Source organism: Arthrobacter sp. FW306-2-2C-D06B, from assembly GCF_021789175.1.
Classification (GTDB): Bacteria; Actinomycetota; Actinomycetes; order Actinomycetales; family Micrococcaceae; genus Arthrobacter.
Map to the genome: position 1 here is coordinate 786,587 of NZ_CP084560.1, position 19,179 is coordinate 805,765.

Below are 19,179 nucleotides of genomic sequence, written 5' to 3' on the forward strand. Positions count from 1 at the left end.
GACTTCAATAGATTGAAGATATGTTCACTAAAGTTCATGAAGATAAAGTTATCGCCCTCGGTGGAACCATTCCGCTCGACGGCCGCGTGAGCTGGGTACCGGCCGGAGCGACCGGCTTCCAACCGTCGAATTGCTATCTCCTCAGTGAGGGCTCCGGCAGGCTGCTGGTCGACACCGGACTCGCAGTCCACAGCCAGGAGATCCTCGATGACCTGGTTGAGCTGCTTGGCGACGACGGCCGGCTCTCCATGTTTTTCACGCGGAGCGAGATGGACTGCGTTTCGAACCTGGAACCTATTGCCGGGAAATTCGACATCGAGCGCCTCTTCACCGGTGGCGCCATCAACCCCTTCGATGCATTCGATGACCTCAGCCGTCTCGCGCTCCGAGGCCGTCGGCAGCAGATCGACCAGAAGGGAGAGGGCGGGGATTCCATGGCCCGCACTCCCGAGATCGAGGTGGCACCGGGCAGGCACTTGACCATCGAGTCACCGCTCCTGCGGCTCCTCCCGACCTTCTGGGGGTGGGACGCGAATACCGGAACCATCTTCACCTCCGATACCTTCACCCACGGCACCATGACAAGCCCGGACGGTTCCCGCATCATTGACTCCCTCGCCGAGGACACCACCACCGCCAAGCAGGTCGCGGAGCACCTCTACGCGAAATACGAGTGGATCCCACGGGCCACGTGCGAGCCGCTTCGGGAATGGCTCTCTGACAAGTTCGAGACTCTGGCCCCCGAAACCATCGCCCCTTCCCGCGGCTGCGTGATCCGCGGGGGCGAGCTCGTCCGCCGGCACCTTGATTTCATGCTCGCAGCGTTGGCGCCGGAAAAGGCATAGGAGAATCCCCATGGAAGAACTAGTAGAAACTATGAGCCGCGACCTTCCGCGTGAGGTAGCCGAGGGCGTCACCTGGATGAGTTCGTGCCTGCCGTTCCACCTCCAGGACCGCGTGATCCACGGGCACACGTCCACGTATCTGGCACAAGGGACCGAGTCGTCAATCCTCATTGACACGGGCAACCCCTCCAGCTGGAACATCATTTCGGAAACCCTTGACGGGTTGCTCGGGGACAAGCCCCTCAGCTACGTCTTCCCTACGCATCCCGAGCTTCCACACACGGGAAACCTTCCCCGCCTCGTCGAGAAGTACCCCGACATCAAGGTTGTCGGCGACATCCGGGACTACCACCTCTTTTACCCGCAAATCGTGCCCAACCTTCACTCCCGGGTTCCCGGGGACAAGGTGGATCTCGGCGGCGGATATGAATTCGTGATCGTCGAGGCGATGATCAGGGACCTGCCGAATACCCAGTGGGGCTTCGTACCGAAGTCGGGCGTGCTTTTCACGGCCGACGGCTTTTGCTACATGCACCGCCCGGAACTCGATGATGAGGATCCGGTGCACCTCCCCGGCGAATGCGGCCTGACAACAGATGAGCTCTCGGCACCCATTGCGGTCGAGAACGCTGCCTTCTTTACCGGCAGCGCGTTGTACTGGGCCAGATTCGCCAACGACGCCGACCAGGTTTATGACCGGGTCGGCAAGCTGATGGATGACCTTGGGGTCAAGATCGTAGCGCCCACCCATGGCAACGTGATCACCAATATTCCGGAGGTGGCGCCCATCATCCGGGCCGGCCACAAGCGCGCCTACCGTTACTAATCCACTGCCACATCAGCAGCGCACTACTCGTAACACATCCTTTCCCTCTGTACAGAAATTGGAACCAGGCTTATGAAGAATTCGCGTTTATTGCTCGGCTGGGTTGCAGCCGCGGCAGCTGTGTCGCTTACCGGATGCGGGGGAGCCACTCCCACCGCGGCCGTGGCCAAGCCGGAGTCGGTCGTCATCGCAGTCGGCGCCCTCCCCGACAGTCTCACCCCGGCCCCGTGGGGCGGTAGTGCATCGCATGTGGTGCTCAGCGGCCTCGGTTCCCAGTTGCTGGAGTACAAAACCGGCGCGAGCGATGACCAATCATGCTCGACGCCGTCTACCGCGGTCACCGGTCGGCTTGCCGAAAGCGCGGTAGCCGCACCAGACGGCAAGGGGGTCATCGTCAAGCTGCGGAAGCTGACAAGCCAGTTTGGAAACACCCTCTCGGCCGAGGACGTGAAATGGAGCCTGGCGATCGGCATGGTGCGGCAGCCTGTCATGAAGGGCACGCTCAAGAGCAGCGGATTCAACGTGGACAACCTCGTCACCGTGATCGATGACCGCACTGTTGAACTCAACACCTTGGGGATGACGTCATACACGCTCGAGTCACTGCAGAACAATCTCTTCTACATCCACGACAGCAAAGAAGCGAAGCTTCACGTCACGCCGGATGACCCCACGGCCAACAAGTGGCTCTCGAAGAACCTGGCCGACTACAGCGGTTGGAAGCTCGAGGAGTTCACTCCCGGCACGTCCCTTACGGTGACCGCGGACCCGAACTGGGGAGGCGATCGAGGCTCGGTAAAGCGGGTTGTGGTCAAGGCCGTTCCCGACACTGCCACCCGGACCCAGTTGGTGAAGACCGGCGAGGCCCAGATTGCCAACGGCTTCGAATATGACAAATACAGCTCCATGACCGGTGTCAGTGGGGTCAGCGTCCTCAAGTGCACCAGCCAGACCCGCGACACCATGATGTTCAACACGAAGACCGGTCCTTTGGCAGATGAGAAGGTCCGCCAGGCAGTTTCCATGGCGATTGACCGGGCCGCCCTTGCCAAGGGCGCCTACGCCGGCCTCGCGGACCCTGCGGGCTCTATCTTCCCCACGGTGAAGGATTCGTCCACCTACAAATACGACCCTGACGGAGCCAAGAAGCTGCTGGCGCAGACCCAGTACGCGAACGGGTTCCCCTTGACGCTCAGCTACAGCGTGAGCCGCCCTGGCCCCGTCGCGAAGAGTTCAGCCGTCCTCATCCAATCCATGCTGGCGAAGGTGGGTATCACGGTGCAGCTGTTGAACGTGGCGAGCCCGACCGACTTCTCTTCAGCGCTCATCGACGGCCGCTTCCAAGCCGTCCTGTACTCCGAGCCGATTGTCATCGCCGACCCAGCCTTCTACACCTACGCGTTCTACTCCACCGGAGCTCCGAGCAACAGCACCGGATGGTCCAATCCTGAATTCGATGCCACTCGGACCCAGCTGGCGGCCACCCCGAGCACGAACACGGACCAGCGGGCGGCCCTGCTCAAGAAGATGGCTGGATTGGTGGACCAGGGAGCCCCGATTCTCTCCTTGGTGCAGGTCCGCAACTTGATCGTCAAGCAGGACACCCTGACGGGTGCGGTACCGCTCACCAACGACCAGGTCTATTTCGCCGGTCTGGGCAAGTAGCAAACCCTGTGAAGCACATGGTTCTGGCCGGCGGGAAACCGTCGGCCAGAACTGACCCGACCCCAGATCCGCTTTGACCCCGGATCCGCTTGAAGGAAGAAAGCCATGATTGAAATCTGCGGCAAACCCGTCCGCGACACCCTCGAGGAACTGCTCGACCCCACCACCACCGCCTTGGTCGTCATCGACATGCAGGTAGGGGCTGTTTCGCACGGAGGCGCAATTGGGGATTCCGGGCATGACATGAGCATGATGCCGTCCGTTGTCGAAAAGTGTGGTCGCGCCATCGCCGCGGCCCGTGCCAACGGGGTGCCGGTTTTCCACATCCGCGTCGAGAACCTTCCCGACGGGGCAAGCTCGCCGGCGGCCTGGCTGCGTGCCCTGTACACCGCAGCGAACGGTCGCCCCATCGACCTCGGCAAGCTCAGTGCCAAAGGCGACCCCGCGACGGAGTTTTGCGAACCCTGCATGCCCGAAGACGGGGAAGTCGTGATCACCAAGCGACGCCCCAGCGCCTTCATCGCGACGGAACTCGCCTTGCTGCTCCGCAGCCAAGGGATTGAATCGGTGGCCCTCGTGGGCGTTTCCACCGGTGGCTGTGTGGAAGCAACCCTGCGCGACGCCGTGCACAACGACTTCTACGCCGTGCTGTTCGAGGATGCTGTGGGAGCGTACGACACGGTGGTGCACGACGCCGCGTTGACCGTCATGCGGGCCCGGCACGACGTCTGCACGCTCGACGAAGCCATCGCGGTCTGGGAGACAGCCAGCGCCTCCTGAACCATCCGGATCCAAGGGAAGGAGCGAAAATGGGCGGTTTGTTGAGCGGCCGGATCCACCGGCTCAGCGGCGACATCGAACTGGATGAGCGCGTGAGCTGGTGCCCGCCTGGCGTCCGGCGTACGCAAGCGGTGAACTGCTACTTGATCAAAGGGCCGTCCGGTTCAGTACTCGTGGACACCGGCATTCGCCTTCATCAGGACGACATCATCGAACGGCTTGACCGGGTGCTCTCACCCGGAGAGCCGCTATCCATTGTCCTCACCCGGACCGAAATGGAATGCTGCCTCAACATCCCGGCCATTGAGGAGCACTTCGCGGTTGGCTCGGTCTGGTACACAGGCGGAATCACGGTGCCTCGTTCGAAGGCCGAATCCAAGCGGATTGCCGTGGATCCGGGGACATCGAAGCGTGTGGAAGTGCTTGACGGCGTCGTCGTCGAACTCGTCTCACCGCTGCTCCGGCTCCTGCCGACGCTTTGGGTGTTCGATCCGGAATCCGGCGGGCTGCTGACCTCCGATGCGTTTACCCACGGCGGGAGCGCCGGGCCTGAGACCCGCGAGGGACTCCGGAAATTCCGCTGGTTCACAGGGGCGGATACCAGCCCGATCGCCCGGAACATCAGGGACATCTTCCGTGACCGCGATGTCCGCGCCATCGGTCCCGGCTATGGAGCTCCCTTTATTGGCATGGACAAGTGCCTTGAACAGGCAGGGGAGCTGGCGCGGGCAATTGAGGAAATGGGTATCCAGTGAGTGAGGGTCCAGTGAAGCACGATGCAGTCGAACTCCGATGGCTTGCCGAAGGAACCTACTGGTTGGGTGGCTGCCTGTCGGCCAACGCCCAGGGGCAGGAAGTCCACTATCACGTCTCCTCCTATCTGCTGGTGGGATCCAAAGCGACGCTCTTGGTAGACACAGGGGATCCGGCTCACCGCGCCCTCCTTCTCGCCCAGCTGGAATTGGTTCTCGGTGAACGCCCCTTGGATTATGTCTTCCCGACCCATCCAGAGATCCCGCACGCCGGGAACCTGCCCGCCCTGCTGGACAAGTACCCCGGGGCGATCGTGGTGGGGGACGTCCGTGATTACCACCTGCATTTCCCCGAATACCGCTCCAGGTTCAGGACCCAGGCGGCCGGAAGCCGGATCGACCTCGGCGATCGGGAGTTCCGATTCCTTCCGGCCTTGATCCGGGACCTGGAGAACACGCTGTGGGGCCACGACGACGGAGCCCGGATGATGTTTGTTTCGGACGGCTTCTCCTTCATCCACGATGTTCCCGCAGCGGGCGGGGCAGCAGAGGACGACGACGAACCCGTCCACCTTCCCGGCCAATGCCGCTTGTTGTCCGGCGAGATGCCGCAACCTCCCACCGTGGAGCAAGCGGCGTATGGCACCGGCCGGGCTCTTTACTGGACGAAGTTCGTGGACGTCAGCGATGCCTTCGACGGCATTGAAGCGCTACTGGACACGCTTCCCACGAAGCTGATCGGCCCGGCCCACGGCAACGTGATTGACGACGTCGACGGGATGCTCAGGACGTCACTGGCCGCGCACAGGAAGGTCTACGCGGAAGGCCACTGATTGTATAGTGAAGTTTGATTCAATATAATGAATTTGAGATGCAGCGCTTCGATTTGAGAGCGCGGCGAACGGCAAGGAGTGAGTCAATGCGAGACCTCATTGGATACGGGGAAAATCCCCCGGTCGTGACGTGGCCGAATGGTGCCAAGGTGGCCATCTCCATGGTCATCAATTACGAGGAAGGCGCGGAGAGCTCGATAGAAGCCGGTGACGAAAGCGATGAAGACGTCACGATTTTCGGTGGCTGGTCTTCGGATCCGGGCCGGCGGAGCCTGATGAAGGAATCCTTCTTCGAGTACGGCAGCAGGGTAGGCATCTGGCGCTTTTTGGCTTTGCTCCGGGACTACGGCGTGCCCGCGACATTCATGGCTTGCGGTGTCGCCCTGGAACGGAACCCCGAAGCCGCCCATGCGATCGTTCGCGATGGACACGAGATTTGCGCGCACGGCTACAAATGGCGGGGAACCGTCGGAATGACTCCGGCCGAAGAACTGGCCGAAATCCGCGCCTGCGTCGCGGCGATCGAGGGAGTCTCGGGTGTCCGGCCTGTGGGTTGGTACGTCCGCGAAGGAATCACGGAGAACACCCGCGCGATCCTCAAGGGTGAGGGCTTTCTGTATGACTCCAATTCCTATGCCGACGACCTGCCGTATTTCGTGTCCGCCGGAGAATCCCGCCACCTTGTGGTCCCTTACTCGGGCGACACCAACGACGCGAGGTTCTGGGGCCCGGGAAGCCTCGGGACAGCAGATGACTTCTTCAATGTACTGAAGGACAGCCTCGACTGCCTTCTGATCGAAGGGGAAACCGTACCCAGGATGATGTCCGTAGGAGTGCACTTGCGCATCGGCGGGCGGCCCAGCGTCGCCTTGGGAGTCAGGCGCTTCCTTGAGTATGCCCTCTCCCGGAATGACGTCTGGTTCGCCACAAGGGAGGAAATTGCCCGGTGGTGGATCGCCAACCCGCCTGCTGCCGGCCAGCTCGAAGCAGCGTACGAAGGCCGCGTGTGACCACGTCAATGCCGGGAGGAAGGACTCCGATGGCCACGGATATTTCGCGGTTGGTCCACAACGTCAACGAACAGGGCTTCACGGCGCTGGAGAAGACTGGACTTCTTGGACAGCAGGACCAAGGCCTCGTCTCCACGCTCATCTCGCGTGACCTGAGCGGATCCGACGACCTATGCGTCAGTTGGGGCCGGATCCTCCCTGGACAACATCACCTATGCCATCACCATCCCGATGCCTCCGAGTTCTACGTTGTCATTTCGGGTGCGCCCCTCGTCCATTTGGGCGACACCGAGTACCGGGCCAAGCCTGGGGACGGCATCTACATTCCCCGGGGCACCACCCATGGCATCACCAACGACGGCGACGAAGACGTCAACTTGGTTGTCGGCGTCAGCAAGCCCGCCGACTGGCAGTTCGTGGCGGACGAGTGATGGCGACGTCGTCGCTGGTCCGGCAGGTCGGACTCATCACGGCCGAGCCGACCCCCTCCCTGTTGTCCGTGGTTGCCTACCGAAACCTGGATTTCGTGGTCCTCGACGCAGAGCAGACAACGCTGACGCTGCAGCAATGCGCCGATGCGGTGCAGCGGCTGTCAGGCGCCAATACCCGGGTCGCCGTCCGTGTCCCTGAACTTGATGACATGACATTGGTAGCGTTCGCCAACACCGGCGTGGACGAGATTGTGCTCCCCAGGGTGCGGCATCCGAAAGAACTTGAACGTGCCTACCGGGCGACGCGGTTCGGCCCCCTTGGGTTCCGCCCGAAACAGGCTTCGTTCGCGTCGGCGTTCGGAGCGGACTATTCGCTGGAGCCCCGGCTGACGGTCCTATTTGAGACGGTGGAAGCGGTCGACGCCGTCGAAGACTTCCTGGCGTTGGAGTGCTTCGACGGCGGCTGGGTGGGTCCCACGGACCTTGCTGGCGAACTGCTGAAACAGGGGAGGCCCGGAGCGGTCGCGCTCGAGGAATGCGTTCAGCGGGTCGTCGACGTCCTCGGCGCTGCCGGCCAAAGCGTGGGCCTTCCCGCAGCCAACATTGCCAGTGCCGGTGATGTCCATGCCCGGGGCGCCGATCGCGCCGCGGTGTACTGGGAGCGGGAGCTTGCCTCGATGATCGCGCACCTGGCTGCCGCCGCCGCTCCGGAGACGCGCGTGACGAGGTGTGACTCCCCGTGAAAATGAACCGCGTGGTTCTTCTGCGGCGCTGCCGATGCTGGCATGCTGTGACGATGAAGTCAGGCTCGACGCCGGAGCATCCTGCCAGGATTCTTCGTTTAGTTGACGATTCTTCGATATACTGATGAGTGCTGGAACACTGAGGAGCTGTATTGGGAAGCACGGAAGTTGTTAAAGTCGACGACGATGACACTCTGCACCGCAACCTGTGGATCACCCATTTGGGCGCCATGCTCAAGGAACAGCGTGCCGGGCGATTCACTGTTGAGGAATTGGCGGACCGGGCCGGGGTGAGCGCCGGATTGATTAGCCAGATCGAGCGCGGCATCGGTAATCCGTCATTCGCCACGCTCCTTCGCCTGGCTAATTCCCTCGGTGTGCCGCTGGCGAGCATGTTTACCGACCCCAGCGAGACGCAGAACCACATGCTGGTGCGCCGGGCCGATCGCCGCCGCATTGAGATTCCTTCCCAGGGAATCGTCATGGAACTGATCGTGCCCGATGCGGACAGGAAGCTTGGGGTCATCAACATGACCATCCCGGCGCATTTCGACGGCGCGGAGGTTCCGCATTCGCACGAAGGTGAGGAATGCGTCGTGGTCCAGACCGGCACGCTCGTGGCGAGTGTCGGCGGGCAGGAATTCACTTTGGGCGAGGGCGACAGCCTGACCTATGACGCCACGCTGCCGCATTGGTGGAGCAACCTCACGGACACCGCCGCAGTCATGGTGGCAATCTCGACGCCGCCGTCCCTGGGTAAATCCCATTGACGAGCCGCCCGCCCGGCCCGTCGTCCCGCTTGGGAATGCTCGTGCCGTCGTCGAACTCCAACGCGGAGTCCCTGACGGCCGACATCCTGGCCGGATCGCCCGACGTCGGCGTCCACTACAGCCGCTTCCGGCTCCCGGCGGACCTCGATGACCGCATCGACGCGACGGTTCTCGGCGACGCGCCGTTCCTGCTCGGCGATGCCGAGCTGGATGCCATCGCGTTCCACGGAACGTCGGGATCCTGGACCGGCCTCGGAGGCGACCGGGCACTCGCGGAATCATTGACTGAGGCCACCGGCGCGTCGGCCACCACCGCGTCCCTCGCGCTTGTTGCCGCCCTGGAGGCGCTCGACGCCGGCCGGGTCGCCGTCGTTTTCCCCGGCCCCCCGGGCATCATGGCACTTATTGAACATGAGTATGCGGCCAACGGCCTGGAAGTAGTCCGCTCCTCGGTGCCCGCGAGGTCAATGTCCAACCCGGAGATCTCGCGAATGTCCGGCGCGGATATCGGCGCGCTCATGAGGCCTGCCTTTGGCTCCGACATTGACGCGGTGGTCTGTATCGGGACGAACCTTCGCTCCGCGTATCTGGCGGCCGGGTTCGAATCCGAATTCGGCGTGCCCGTCGTCGACAGCGCAACAGCCACGCTGTGGCAACTCCTCCAACTGGCCGGAACCGCGCGCCCTATCCCTGGTTGGGGTGCGTTGCTCGCCGGCGCTTAGGGCTCGTATTCAGCAGCCAAGCCTCAACGATCTGCGAACGAGTTGCGATCCACGCCGAATTCTTGCCCGCGTGGGACAAGAAGGTGTCCAGGGCGGCGGCGTAGGCAGGGCGGCCTATGAGGCGCGGGTGCAGGCCTACGCTCATGACGGAGGGGCCGGGCCGGTTGTCAGTGAGCATCATGTCCAGCGTGCCGCACAATTGGCGGGCGAAAGCGGTTGCCGTGGGGAACTGCCTGAAGAGTCCGGAGTCGTTGGTGTCACCCGCGTAAGGCAAGACTGGCAACCCTGCTCCGTCCTTCCCTGCGTTGTCTATTCCGGTTCCAAAATGAGGCAAGTCATCGTTGAAGCTATTGGACTCATAGATGAATCCAGTGGCGGCGAGAATGTCCCGCGTATCCGGGTTGAGTCCGTCGCGGGAGTACCAGCTCGTGGGCGGAACGCCGGTGCTCCTGGCGATGGAATCGCGGGACGCGGTAATAAGCGCGCGTTCCTCCTCGGGAGCGAGTCCGGCGTGGGTGTCCCAGTTGTAGCCGTGGTCGGCAATTTCGTGGCCATCCCTGACAAGCGCAGCCGCGATTTGGGCGTTTTGCTCGAGTGCCGTGGCGCAGCAGAAGGCAGTTGCCCTAACGTCGTGGCGCCTCAGGGTGCGCAGCACCCGCCAGATGCCTGCCCTGGATCCGTATTCGAAAGCCGATTCCAGTGTGAGATTCCGGGCGGTGGGGTGGGCCGGGTGCTTGATCCAGTGGGCTCCAAGATCGTCCGCGGGGCCTCCGCGCGCGATGCTGCGCTCGGCTCCGTCTTCGACATTGATCACCAGGGACAAGGCGACGCGTGCGCCCCCGGGCCAGCGGAACTCCGAGGGGTGCTCGCCGTAGCCCACGAAATCCCGGGTGGTGGAAGGGACGGACACAGTGGAATCTCCTCTGTGGTTATAGTGAAGATACTTCGATATCATGAACATAATCGATAGGGAGTCGAATGTCTACGCTCATCCACGGTGGCACCGTCGTGCCAGGCACAGGCAATACGGTGGTCGAATCAGGAGCAGTGATCCTGCGCCACGGGCGTGTCTCCGATGTTCTCGAGCGTTGGGATCGCGAACATGCCTTCGACGGCGAGGTGATCGATGCGAGCGGATGCGTTGTGATGCCCGGTCTCATCAACAGCCACGTCCACGGGGTGACTCCCGGCCCGCTCATGCCCAGCGGAGCCCCCGCGCTGCCCGACGCCGAGTGGCTGGCGAATCTTGACCGCCACCTTCTTGCGGGAACCACCACGGTGCTGAACCTTTGCGGCTTTTGCACCATGGACCATGTCCGCGAAGCAGACCGCCGCCATGCGGTCCACGTCCGGGGAGCCACGACGCATTTGCCCGAAGCCGAGCGGGCCGCCCGTTTGGCCGACGGCAGGGGACTGCCCGCGCAGTCGGGCCACAGCACGGTGGAGAAGATGCTCAACGACGGCGCGATCGCGATTGGTGAGCTCGGCGGCGGGCAGACCCTTGGCGGGGGAGGGCAGGACCTGAGCTACATCCCTCGCGCCATCGAAAGGGCGAGCGGCGTGTGCGTGCACTCGGTGCAGGCCCGGCGAATGAAGGAAGCCGTGCTTGGCCGGTTCATCGACCCCGACGCTTGCGACATGGCAGAGCTGCGCGCCGCGGCCGCCGAGGCAGGGTTGGAAGGACGAATCGACCTCGTCGAATTGCGAAACATCATCGCGGATTCCGTGTTGCCCTCCATCGAACCGGCACTCAACGGCATCCGGGAGGGGGTCCAGGCCGCGGCTCGATTTGGCGTGCCGGCGATCCTGCACAGTGCGGCCGCAACGGCACGGGTCATGCGCGGACTCATGGACGGGACACCCCTGATCACGACAGGCGCGTCCACGGCGCGTGTCATTGCCTCCCACGCCAACCATCCCTCGCACACGCCCGCGGAGGCCCTCGCGCTGGCAAGGCTCGGCAGGGACCACGGTTGGTCAGCCGAAGTTTCCGTTTTCGACCTCCTGCACCGCAAACAGACCGTGACAACGCGCGAGCACTGGGATGTCTTGCTGCAGGAACCCGGTCTCGTGGAGGTCCTCGCCACCGACTACGGACACGAGGGACATCACGACGAATTGATCTCGGCTGTACAGGATGTCGCCGAGCACGGCTATCGATCCTTGGCAGGAGCAGTGGCCATGGCGACGTCGGCAGTGACCGGGTTGATCCCGGGGATTGCGCCGAACGGTGGGCGGATTGAAGCAGGACGGGACGCCGATGTGGTCGTGGCCAGCGCCGAAGACTTCCGGAACGTACGCTTCGTCTTCGTCGGCGGCGTCTGTGTGGTGCGGGACGGTCGGCTGACTCCGGCGGCGCGCCGGTGAGCGGGCAGCTGACCCCTGAGCAGTCCGCGCTACTCATCGAGCTGGTTGGCGAGGTCATCCAGCAGGAGGACGCTGCCGCCGTCGAACGCTCATTCAGTGACTTTCAGCGCGGCATGGCAGTGTTGAGGACCGATTTCGACCCCCGACGTTTGCAGGCAGCCCCCGGAGGTGGCGCGAATGACTGAAGCATGGGAACTGGGAATTGCCGAGGCGTCGGCGCTCCTGCGCCGCGGCGAACTCTCCGCAGTCGAACTGGTGGAATCGGTCATCGGGCGGCTTGAAGCCACGGAAGATTCAGTGCATGCGTGGGCATACGTCGACAAGCGAGGCGCTCGAAACGGGGCGCGCGCCGCGGACAACAGCGCAGCGCGGGGGGAGTTCCTCGGACGGCTCCACGGGATTCCGCTTGGTGTGAAGGACGTCATCGACGTGCGGGGGATGCCTGCTGAAGGCGGGTCCCTTGCGCTCAGGGGTCGGGTTGCTTCCGACGACGCCGGCGTGGTTCGGCACTTGCGGCGGAACGGGGCAGTGATCCTGGGCAAGACGGTGACCCATGAGTTCGCCTTCGGACAGGGCACCCCGCCGTCGAAAAATCCCTGGGGAGCCGAGCGCTACGCGGGCGGATCCAGCATCGGCTCGGGGGTGGCCGTGGCCGTCGGGAGCGCGCCTGGCGCCCTGGGCACCGATACCGGGGGATCGGTGCGGAATCCGGCATCGGTGAACGGACTGGTTGGCCTCAAAGCCACGGCCGGGCTGGTGGACGGATCAGGCGTGCTCAATGTCAGCCATACCCTCGACCACATCGGTCCGATCACTCGAAGCGTGGCGGATTGCGCGGCGCTCCTCCAAGGCATGGTGGGCCCTGAGGCGGCGGCGCGGCTGCAGGAGATGGTGCTCCCCGACGCGATGCCCGCACTGACCCGCGTGGCGGTGGATCGTGACGCCTGGGCCGAGTGGGAGGTCACGCCGGAAGTGGCCGCGGTCCTTGAACAGGCCGTGATTGCGTTGCAAGATCTCGGGGTGGAGGTTGTCGAGCTGTCCCTCCCTGAACTGAAGATGGCCCTGCCGGCGAGCTTGGCGATTTCGCTGTCCGAATCGGTGGAGCATCATCGCGAGCTGTTGGCCAGAAGAGCTGACAAGTATCTGCCCGGCACCCGCGTGATGATCGAAACCGGCGCCTTGGTGCCGCCCGAGGATGTCAAGCTGGCACGTCAAGTGCGCTCGCATCTTCGCGCCTCCCTGCGGACTGCCATGGACCTCGCCGGGGTCCAGGCATTGGTGTCCCCGACGCTGCCGTCCATCGCGCCGGTCGAAGCGGACATGTCCCATTCGCTGACCGGCTCAACAGGGAAGGACTCCCTCTCCAGCGCGCTCATGATGCTCTCGCCCGCCAACCTCACCGGCATGCCCGGACTGAGCATCCCTTGCGGATTTGCCGGAGGACAACCGGTAGGGATGCATTTCCTGGGGCGGGAATTCGCGGAGGCAGATCTCTTAGGCATGGCGCACGTCTATGAGCAACACACCTCGTGGCACGCCAAGGTGCCGGTGCGCGGCTGAGTCGTAGTAGCCGTGAACTTTGTCACATAAGCTACTAAGAGAGTAGGAAGAGGTTGGCGGTGCATCCAGAGTTGCGTGGCTTGCGATTTTTCGGCGCGCGCTGGAAGACGCGGCCGCTTGCCTCCCAGATCCTGGTGTGGCTGCTCTGCATCCTGTTTGTGACAGTGACTTTGGGCGCGCTTCTCTACACCCAGATCAGCAACCAGACCCTCGAGGACCAGTACCGGCTCAGGGCGCTGGGGATCGCGACGACGGTGGCGCAAATGCCGGAAATCGTCACGTCGCTCGGGAACGGCGATCCAGCGCACTCGATTCAGGCGATCGCGAGCAAGGTCCAGTCCCAAGCGCAGCCGGACTACGTCGTCGTCTCCGACCGGAAAGGTGTCCGGTACTCCCACCCGAATCCAAACCTCATCGGGCAGACCTTGGAAGAACCTGTCGCCGTCCTTGACGGGCAGACCCACGTCGGCATCGACAAGGGCAGCCTCGGCGACTCAGTCAACGCCAAGGCGCCGGTGCGCGCGGCGGACGGGACCGTCGTCGGGCAAGTTTCGGTGGGAATCCTGGAGACCACGGAAAGCAGCGAACTCGCCAAACAGGTGTTGCTGATTGCCGGCTATTCGGCGGTGGTGCTCGTGATCAGCGCGATGGGTTCTGCCTTGCTGGCGCGCAGGATCAAGCGGGTCACCTTCGATCTCGAACCGGTGGAGATTGCGTCCCTCCTGCAGGAGCGCGAAGCCCTGCTGCACGGCATCCGAGAAGCAATGATCGGCTTCGACGACGACGGCAGGGTCACCGTCATCAACTCCGAGGCGCGCACCCTGCTGCACCTGGAAGAAAACGTGCTGGGAGAGAAGATCGAGGATCTTCTGCCGTCCGGACGGCTCCGTTCCCTCCTGACGGGTGAGATCAGCGGAACCGACCAGATCGTGATCACCGAGGATGCCTTGTTGGTGGTCAACCGGATGTCCGTTGCCTTGGCGGGAAGGAGCATAGGTTCGGTGGTCACATTGCGCGACCGTACCGAGGTAGAGGGCCTCGTCCGCGACTTGCGCTCCGTCGAAGGGCTGATGGAAGCCCTGCGCGCCCAGGAGCATGAGTACGCCAACCGTCTCCACGTGGTGGACGGACTCCTGGAACTCGGGGATGTGGACCAGGCACGGAATTTCGTATCGCGGATTTCGGACACCTCGCGCTCGCTTGGCGAAGGACTGCGCTCGCGGATCGAACCGCCGGAGCTTGCTGCCCTCCTGCTCGCGAAAATCACCGTGGCTGCTGAGCAGGACGTCGAAATCTCGGTGACCGACGACTCCCAGCTGCGCCAACCGTTCCTCGAAACGCAAGCGCTGCTGACGATCGTCGGGAACCTCCTGGACAACGCCGTCGAAATACTCGCCGAGCAGCCCACGCCCCGCGAGGTGACCATCCAACTGGACGATTCCTCGGGCATTTTCATTTGCGTGACCGACAATGGGCCCGGCGTCCCTGCTGAATTGGTGGGCACGATCACCGCCGACGGGTTCACCACCAAGGAACCGCGGCCAGGAATGCGTCGCGGGATAGGCCTTGCGCTGGTGAGCAGGATCGTTCACCGGGCAGGCGGCACGATGGATGTTTTCCCGGGCCCCGGGGGACGCTTTGAAATCTGGTTGCCGGAACCGCACACGGAATCCGGCACCCCGGTCATGACAGGAAAATCAATCGAATGATCCGGACCTTGGTGGTCGACGACGACTTCCGCGTAGCGCGCATCCACGCCAGCCGCGTGGCCAAAATCGAGGGATACGAATGCGTCGGAGAGGCCCACACCGCGGCGGAGGCCAGGGAAGCCGTGCAGCGGCTCAAACCAGACCTCCTTCTCCTCGATGTCTACCTTCCCGATGAAGACGGAATCAGCCTGTTGAGGTCCCTTCAGGGAGCTGGCGAAAAGCTCGACGCCGTCATGATCACCGCCGCCCGGGACCTCGAGACCGTACGGGCTGCCATGCGCGGGGGAGCGGTGTACTACCTCGTCAAACCGTTTGGCTTCGAGCAGCTGCAAACCCAGCTCGAGGCCTATCGGCGCTGGCGGCAGGAGGCGGAGTCCCGGACGGTGGCCGACCAGGCGACCGTGGACCAGCTCTTCAGCCTGCGCCGGACGGCTCCGCCCGCCAAAGGACCCCGGCGCCTGCCACCCACCATGCAAAAAGTCCTCGATATGGTGGTTCACTCCACGGAACCCTTGGGCGCATCGGAGATTGCGGGCAGCGTCGGCATCAGCCGCCCCACCGCCCAGCGCTATCTCAGCGAACTCGAACGCAAGGGACTCGTTGACCTGCATTTGGCCTACGGTTCGACGGGGCGCCCCGTGAACACGTACTTGCCGCGCAAGGCTTGAGGACCGGCTGCGGGATATGCTGCAGACGCGGAGCTCGCTCCGCTGGGCCGGCGTCGAGCGCCGTTGTGGGGATTTTGGGGGGAAAGAAAAGTGAAATTTTGGAGCCTGGCCGTCGTGGCCGCGGTGGCGTTCGCCTATCTGGGCGCTGGGGCTGCGGCGGCGGCCCCTTCGGAAGTTCTCGACGTGAGCGGGGTGCCCGTTGGCGTGGTGGTCGGTCCCGACGGTACTGCGTATGTGGGCAATTACGGCGGGGCCGGCGGCATCAGTGTGATACCTCCCGGGGCGGTCCGGCCGTCCCGGTCCATCAGCACGGGCGGGTTCACGTCAGGCCTGGCAATAGCCCCGGACGGCACCCTTTTTGTGGCTGAGCGGGACAGTGCCAGCAACCAGTACGACGTGGGCGTCATTCCTGCTGGCGCGACCAGTGTCGCGCGACGAATTCCGGTTTCCCCCGGGAACCATCTGATCGCCGCAGGCCCCGACGGGACGATCTACGTTCCGAACTCTTCGGAGCACACCGTGTCGGTCATTGCGCCGAACGGATCGACCGTGGACCGGACAGTACCTGTCGGAGCAGGACCGGTGGAGGTCGCGGTCACGAAGGACGGCACCGCGTTCGTAGCGAACCAGATCGCGGGGACGGTCTCGGTCATTCCCTCCGGAGCGAGCGCGGCGTCCAGGACCATTCAGCTCAGCGCAACACCACGGAACACAGAGAACCCCCACGGGATCGCCGCAGGCCCCGACGGAACAATTTATGTCACCAACATCAGTTCCAATCAGCTCACTGTCATCAAACCCGGCGCTGACACGGTCGGGTACCGTATCTTCGTCCCGGGAGGACCCCAAGAGGCAGCCGTCGGGCAGGACGGTACCGTCTATGTGACCACGGTCCAAGACCGCGTGTTGTCAGTCATCCCGCCGGGCGCAACAGCTGTGGGATCCTCCATCCCAACTGATAAAAGCTCCGGGCATCTGGCGGTGGCTCCAGACGGGACGCTCATCGTGACAAGCCCGGGCAGCGGTACCGGCGACGGCTCAGTATCCCGTTACGCCGCGGTTGCCCCGGGCGCAACAACCCCGACAGCCTCGAAGCCAGCCGTCGCCGGAACCCAATCCGCCGACGGGGTTATCAGCCCCTGGAGCATCATCACTGCAATCGGTGGCGGCGCCGCGATCGTGGCAATCGCCGTCGCCGTCTTCGTCGTGGCCGCGGGGCGCCGCAAGAGCTCCGCACGTGGCGACAGCGGCAAGCCTCAATCTGCAACCTAGGGGTTGCTCTTTCTTGGGGTTAATGCAACCCTGTAGTTGCAGTAGCTGACTGAAAGGAACAGAATCATGACTATGACTGCAAACCAGGCCTCTGTTGTCGACGCCGGCGAATTCACCGTGAGGCGCACCATCACCATCGCGGCACCCATCGAGAAGGTGTGGGCCGCGATCACCGAAGCCGAGCACATTGCGCGCTGGTTCGGACAAACCGCCGTCCTTGACGAGGTGGCCGTTGGAGGCCGCGGTGTCTTTTCTTTCGAAGGATACGGCGCCTTCCCGGTGCGGATCGAGGAGCTCGACCCGCCGCGAATGATTGCCTACCGCTGGAGCAACGACGACGCGCGCGGCACCCAGCCGGCCGAGGTCGACCCTGACCACTCGACCGTGTTCCGCTTCACGCTTGAAGTGCTCGACGGCGGAACGCAGCTCACCGTCGTCGAGACCGGATTCGACGCGACGAGCGATCCTGCGTTCAACATGGAGAGCCACCGCCAGGGCTGGGACTCGGAACTCGACGAGCTGGCCGCGTATGTCGAGGGTGGGTCGTGACCGCGAGCACCCTGGTTCCTGTGTTCGCCGCGCTCGGCGACGAGACGAGGTGGAGCATCCTGGCCGCCCTCGGCGAGGGCGACGCATCGGCGTCGGCCCTCGCTGGGCGGCTCCCGGTCACCCGACAAGCGATCGCCAAGCACCTCGCTGTGCTGCAGGAGGCCGGACTCGTTGAATCGGTGCGCGTGGGCCGCGAACTGCGCTACAGGGTGCTCGGCTCGCAGCTGAGCGAAACGGCACGCAGCCTCGATCGCATCGGCGCAGAGTGGGACCGCCGCCTGGCCGCGATCAAGCGCATCGCAGAGGGGTTGTAATTCTTTGAAAACGGACGCGTCTAAGTGGAGCGTCGGTTCCGTGCTTGGTGCGCCAGCTGGATGAATCCGTAGATGAAGGCGGCCTCGATGAGCACCATCAATCCGAGCCACAGCAACTCGCCCGTGCCAATAAAGTCAATGATCCCGACAAGGACGAGTACGGTTCCGAGGACCAGTGTGTAGACGGCGAAACCGAAGGCCACTCTTGCGCTCCGCACACCCGTCTTGAAGCCAAATCCCAAGGGTTCTCCTCCGGGATAGCCATGGACGCGATCGTGTCCCGCGGGCTTGAGCCTGTCGAACTCATCCCAAGGATCCTGATCCTGATCGGCCATAGTTCCATTATCCCGCGAATGTGGCGGGGTTGCTTGGGGGGCTTCGCCACCGTGTCGGGGCGGAACGCCGCGTGTCACATTCGGGAAACGCTCGGGAAAGCCGTGAACAATGGTGGCCATGATGCCCGAAGAACTCACCGCTAGCCCGCGGACCAAGGACACCGTAGCTGTCGGCGAGCAACGGCAAAACACCGTCTCCCGAGCCTCCGCCTCGAAAGTACCCGAGGTGACCGTCCTGTTCTGGGTCGTGAAGATCCTCACTACCGGGATGGGCGAAACGACGTCGGATTTCCTTGTCCACCGTTTCGAACCCGAGATCGCTTTGGGCCTCGGGTTCGCGGCATTGGTGATTTCGTTGGTCCTGCAGTTCCGGGCCCGCCGGTACATCCCCTGGGTGTACTGGACCGCCGTCGCGATGGTCAGCGTGTTCGGGACCATGGCTGCGGACGCCGTCCACGTCGGGCTTGGCGTCCCCTACCTTGTGTCGACCCTGTTCTTCACCGTGGCGCTTGCCGTCGTTTTCCTGCTTTGGCACCGGAGCGAAAAGACCCTCTCCATCCACAGCATCACCACCCGGCGTCGGGAGTCCTTCTACTGGGCTGCGGTGCTGACAACCTTCGCACTTGGCACGGCTACCGGAGACCTGACTGCCTACTCGCTCGGCCTGGGCTACCTCGCCTCAGGAATCATGTTCGCGGTCGTCATCGCCGTCCCGGCACTGGCCCACTGGCGTCGCCTGCTGGCTGCGATCCCCGCCTTCTGGTTCGCGTACATCCTGACCAGACCGTTGGGGGCATCTTTCTCTGACTGGACGGCTGTTTCCCCCGACCGAGGGGGACTCGACTGGGGTACCGGCCCCGTCAGCCTGGTCCTCGCCGCGGCAATAGCCGTCCTGGTCACCTTCATGACGATCAATCGGAAGCGAGTACTCAAGTAGGGCGATTCCACTGCCACGCGTTTCGTACTGTTGTTCGTATGTCCTGACATATTTGCGTTAATTCTTCCTTCGGTTCACCCCGGATTCATAG

22 protein-coding genes are annotated in these 19,179 nt (G+C 63.5%); 20 read left to right on the forward strand and 2 right to left on the reverse strand.

Annotation, left to right across the window (positions count from 1 at the left end):
* The first annotated feature begins 20 nt into the window (after positions 1 to 20).
* The 11 genes from LFT47_RS03840 (at position 21) to LFT47_RS03890 (ending at position 9,377) form a co-directional block, all read left to right on the forward strand.
* Positions 21 to 845: a hypothetical protein gene (locus tag LFT47_RS03840; RefSeq protein ID WP_236815430.1), complete on the forward strand. Its 825-nt coding sequence runs from the start codon at positions 21 to 23 to the stop codon at positions 843 to 845.
* A gap of 10 nt (positions 846 to 855) precedes the next feature.
* Entirely contained in the window at positions 856 to 1,671 is an 816-nt protein-coding gene (locus tag LFT47_RS03845; RefSeq protein WP_236815432.1) for an MBL fold metallo-hydrolase, read from the forward strand.
* 72 nt (positions 1,672 to 1,743) lie between these two features.
* On the forward strand, positions 1,744 to 3,336 hold the full coding sequence (locus LFT47_RS03850; protein ID WP_236815435.1) for an ABC transporter substrate-binding protein: 1,593 nt from the start codon (positions 1,744 to 1,746) through the stop codon (positions 3,334 to 3,336).
* A gap of 105 nt (positions 3,337 to 3,441) precedes the next feature.
* On the forward strand, positions 3,442 to 4,116 hold the full coding sequence (locus LFT47_RS03855; RefSeq protein ID WP_236815437.1) for a cysteine hydrolase family protein: 675 nt from the start codon (positions 3,442 to 3,444) through the stop codon (positions 4,114 to 4,116).
* Positions 4,117 to 4,145: 29 nt separating this feature from the next.
* Positions 4,146 to 4,871 carry a hypothetical protein gene (locus LFT47_RS03860; protein WP_236815439.1) on the forward strand — a complete coding sequence of 242 codons (726 nt, stop codon included), beginning with the start codon at positions 4,146 to 4,148 and terminating at the stop codon, positions 4,869 to 4,871.
* An 11-nt stretch (positions 4,872 to 4,882) separates the two neighbouring features.
* The gene (locus LFT47_RS03865; RefSeq protein ID WP_236815441.1) at positions 4,883 to 5,701 is read left to right on the forward strand and encodes an MBL fold metallo-hydrolase; all 819 of its coding nucleotides are present in this window, start codon (positions 4,883 to 4,885) and stop codon (positions 5,699 to 5,701) included.
* A gap of 86 nt (positions 5,702 to 5,787) precedes the next feature.
* A complete protein-coding gene (locus tag LFT47_RS03870; RefSeq protein ID WP_236815443.1) occupies positions 5,788 to 6,711 on the forward strand; it encodes a polysaccharide deacetylase family protein in 924 nt (307 codons plus the stop codon).
* A 29-nt stretch (positions 6,712 to 6,740) separates the two neighbouring features.
* A complete protein-coding gene (locus LFT47_RS03875) occupies positions 6,741 to 7,142 on the forward strand; it encodes a cupin domain-containing protein (protein WP_236815445.1) in 402 nt (133 codons plus the stop codon).
* Entirely contained in the window at positions 7,142 to 7,885 is a 744-nt protein-coding gene (locus LFT47_RS03880) for an aldolase/citrate lyase family protein (protein WP_236815448.1), read from the forward strand. The genes LFT47_RS03875 and LFT47_RS03880 overlap by 1 nt, the downstream gene beginning before the upstream one ends.
* Positions 7,886 to 8,037: 152 nt before the next feature.
* Positions 8,038 to 8,655, forward strand: coding sequence for a helix-turn-helix domain-containing protein (locus tag LFT47_RS03885; protein ID WP_059388278.1), 618 nt, complete (start codon positions 8,038 to 8,040; stop codon positions 8,653 to 8,655).
* The gene (locus LFT47_RS03890; RefSeq protein ID WP_236815450.1) at positions 8,652 to 9,377 is read left to right on the forward strand and encodes a maleate cis-trans isomerase family protein; all 726 of its coding nucleotides are present in this window, start codon (positions 8,652 to 8,654) and stop codon (positions 9,375 to 9,377) included. The genes LFT47_RS03885 and LFT47_RS03890 overlap by 4 nt, the downstream gene beginning before the upstream one ends.
* Here LFT47_RS03890 and LFT47_RS03895 read toward each other — a convergent pair.
* Positions 9,340 to 10,287, reverse strand: a complete 948-nt coding sequence (locus LFT47_RS03895; protein WP_236815452.1) for a polysaccharide deacetylase family protein — start codon at positions 10,285 to 10,287, stop codon at positions 9,340 to 9,342. The genes LFT47_RS03890 and LFT47_RS03895 overlap by 38 nt on opposite strands.
* Positions 10,288 to 10,355: 68 nt before the next feature.
* Between LFT47_RS03895 and LFT47_RS03900 the strand changes: the two genes are divergently transcribed.
* From LFT47_RS03900 to LFT47_RS03935, 8 genes are all read left to right on the forward strand, one after another.
* On the forward strand, positions 10,356 to 11,744 hold the full coding sequence (locus LFT47_RS03900; RefSeq protein ID WP_236815454.1) for an amidohydrolase family protein: 1,389 nt from the start codon (positions 10,356 to 10,358) through the stop codon (positions 11,742 to 11,744).
* Positions 11,741 to 11,929 carry a hypothetical protein gene (locus tag LFT47_RS03905; protein ID WP_236815456.1) on the forward strand — a complete coding sequence of 63 codons (189 nt, stop codon included), beginning with the start codon at positions 11,741 to 11,743 and terminating at the stop codon, positions 11,927 to 11,929. The genes LFT47_RS03900 and LFT47_RS03905 overlap by 4 nt, the downstream gene beginning before the upstream one ends.
* The gene (locus LFT47_RS03910) at positions 11,922 to 13,304 is read left to right on the forward strand and encodes an amidase (RefSeq protein ID WP_236815459.1); all 1,383 of its coding nucleotides are present in this window, start codon (positions 11,922 to 11,924) and stop codon (positions 13,302 to 13,304) included. Before LFT47_RS03905 ends, LFT47_RS03910 begins: the two co-directional genes overlap by 8 nt.
* A gap of 80 nt (positions 13,305 to 13,384) precedes the next feature.
* Positions 13,385 to 15,013, forward strand: coding sequence for an ATP-binding protein (locus LFT47_RS03915; RefSeq protein WP_236815461.1), 1,629 nt, complete (start codon positions 13,385 to 13,387; stop codon positions 15,011 to 15,013).
* Positions 15,010 to 15,681 carry a response regulator gene (locus LFT47_RS03920; protein ID WP_236815463.1) on the forward strand — a complete coding sequence of 224 codons (672 nt, stop codon included), beginning with the start codon at positions 15,010 to 15,012 and terminating at the stop codon, positions 15,679 to 15,681. Before LFT47_RS03915 ends, LFT47_RS03920 begins: the two co-directional genes overlap by 4 nt.
* Positions 15,682 to 15,771: 90 nt before the next feature.
* The gene (locus tag LFT47_RS03925; protein WP_236815464.1) at positions 15,772 to 16,953 is read left to right on the forward strand and encodes a Vgb family protein; all 1,182 of its coding nucleotides are present in this window, start codon (positions 15,772 to 15,774) and stop codon (positions 16,951 to 16,953) included.
* A 66-nt stretch (positions 16,954 to 17,019) separates the two neighbouring features.
* Positions 17,020 to 17,502, forward strand: coding sequence for an SRPBCC family protein (locus LFT47_RS03930; RefSeq protein WP_236815474.1), 483 nt, complete (start codon positions 17,020 to 17,022; stop codon positions 17,500 to 17,502).
* The gene (locus LFT47_RS03935) at positions 17,499 to 17,816 is read left to right on the forward strand and encodes an ArsR/SmtB family transcription factor (RefSeq protein ID WP_236815476.1); all 318 of its coding nucleotides are present in this window, start codon (positions 17,499 to 17,501) and stop codon (positions 17,814 to 17,816) included. Before LFT47_RS03930 ends, LFT47_RS03935 begins: the two co-directional genes overlap by 4 nt.
* 20 nt (positions 17,817 to 17,836) lie before the next feature.
* On the opposite strand, the gene LFT47_RS03940 is transcribed toward LFT47_RS03935, so the two are convergent.
* The gene (locus tag LFT47_RS03940; RefSeq protein WP_236815478.1) at positions 17,837 to 18,151 is read right to left on the reverse strand and encodes a hypothetical protein; all 315 of its coding nucleotides are present in this window, start codon (positions 18,149 to 18,151) and stop codon (positions 17,837 to 17,839) included.
* A gap of 118 nt (positions 18,152 to 18,269) precedes the next feature.
* Here LFT47_RS03940 and LFT47_RS03945 point away from each other — a divergent pair, with 118 nt between their 5' ends.
* Positions 18,270 to 19,088, forward strand: coding sequence for a COG4705 family protein (locus LFT47_RS03945; RefSeq protein WP_236815480.1), 819 nt, complete (start codon positions 18,270 to 18,272; stop codon positions 19,086 to 19,088).
* Positions 19,089 to 19,179 lie beyond the last annotated feature (91 nt).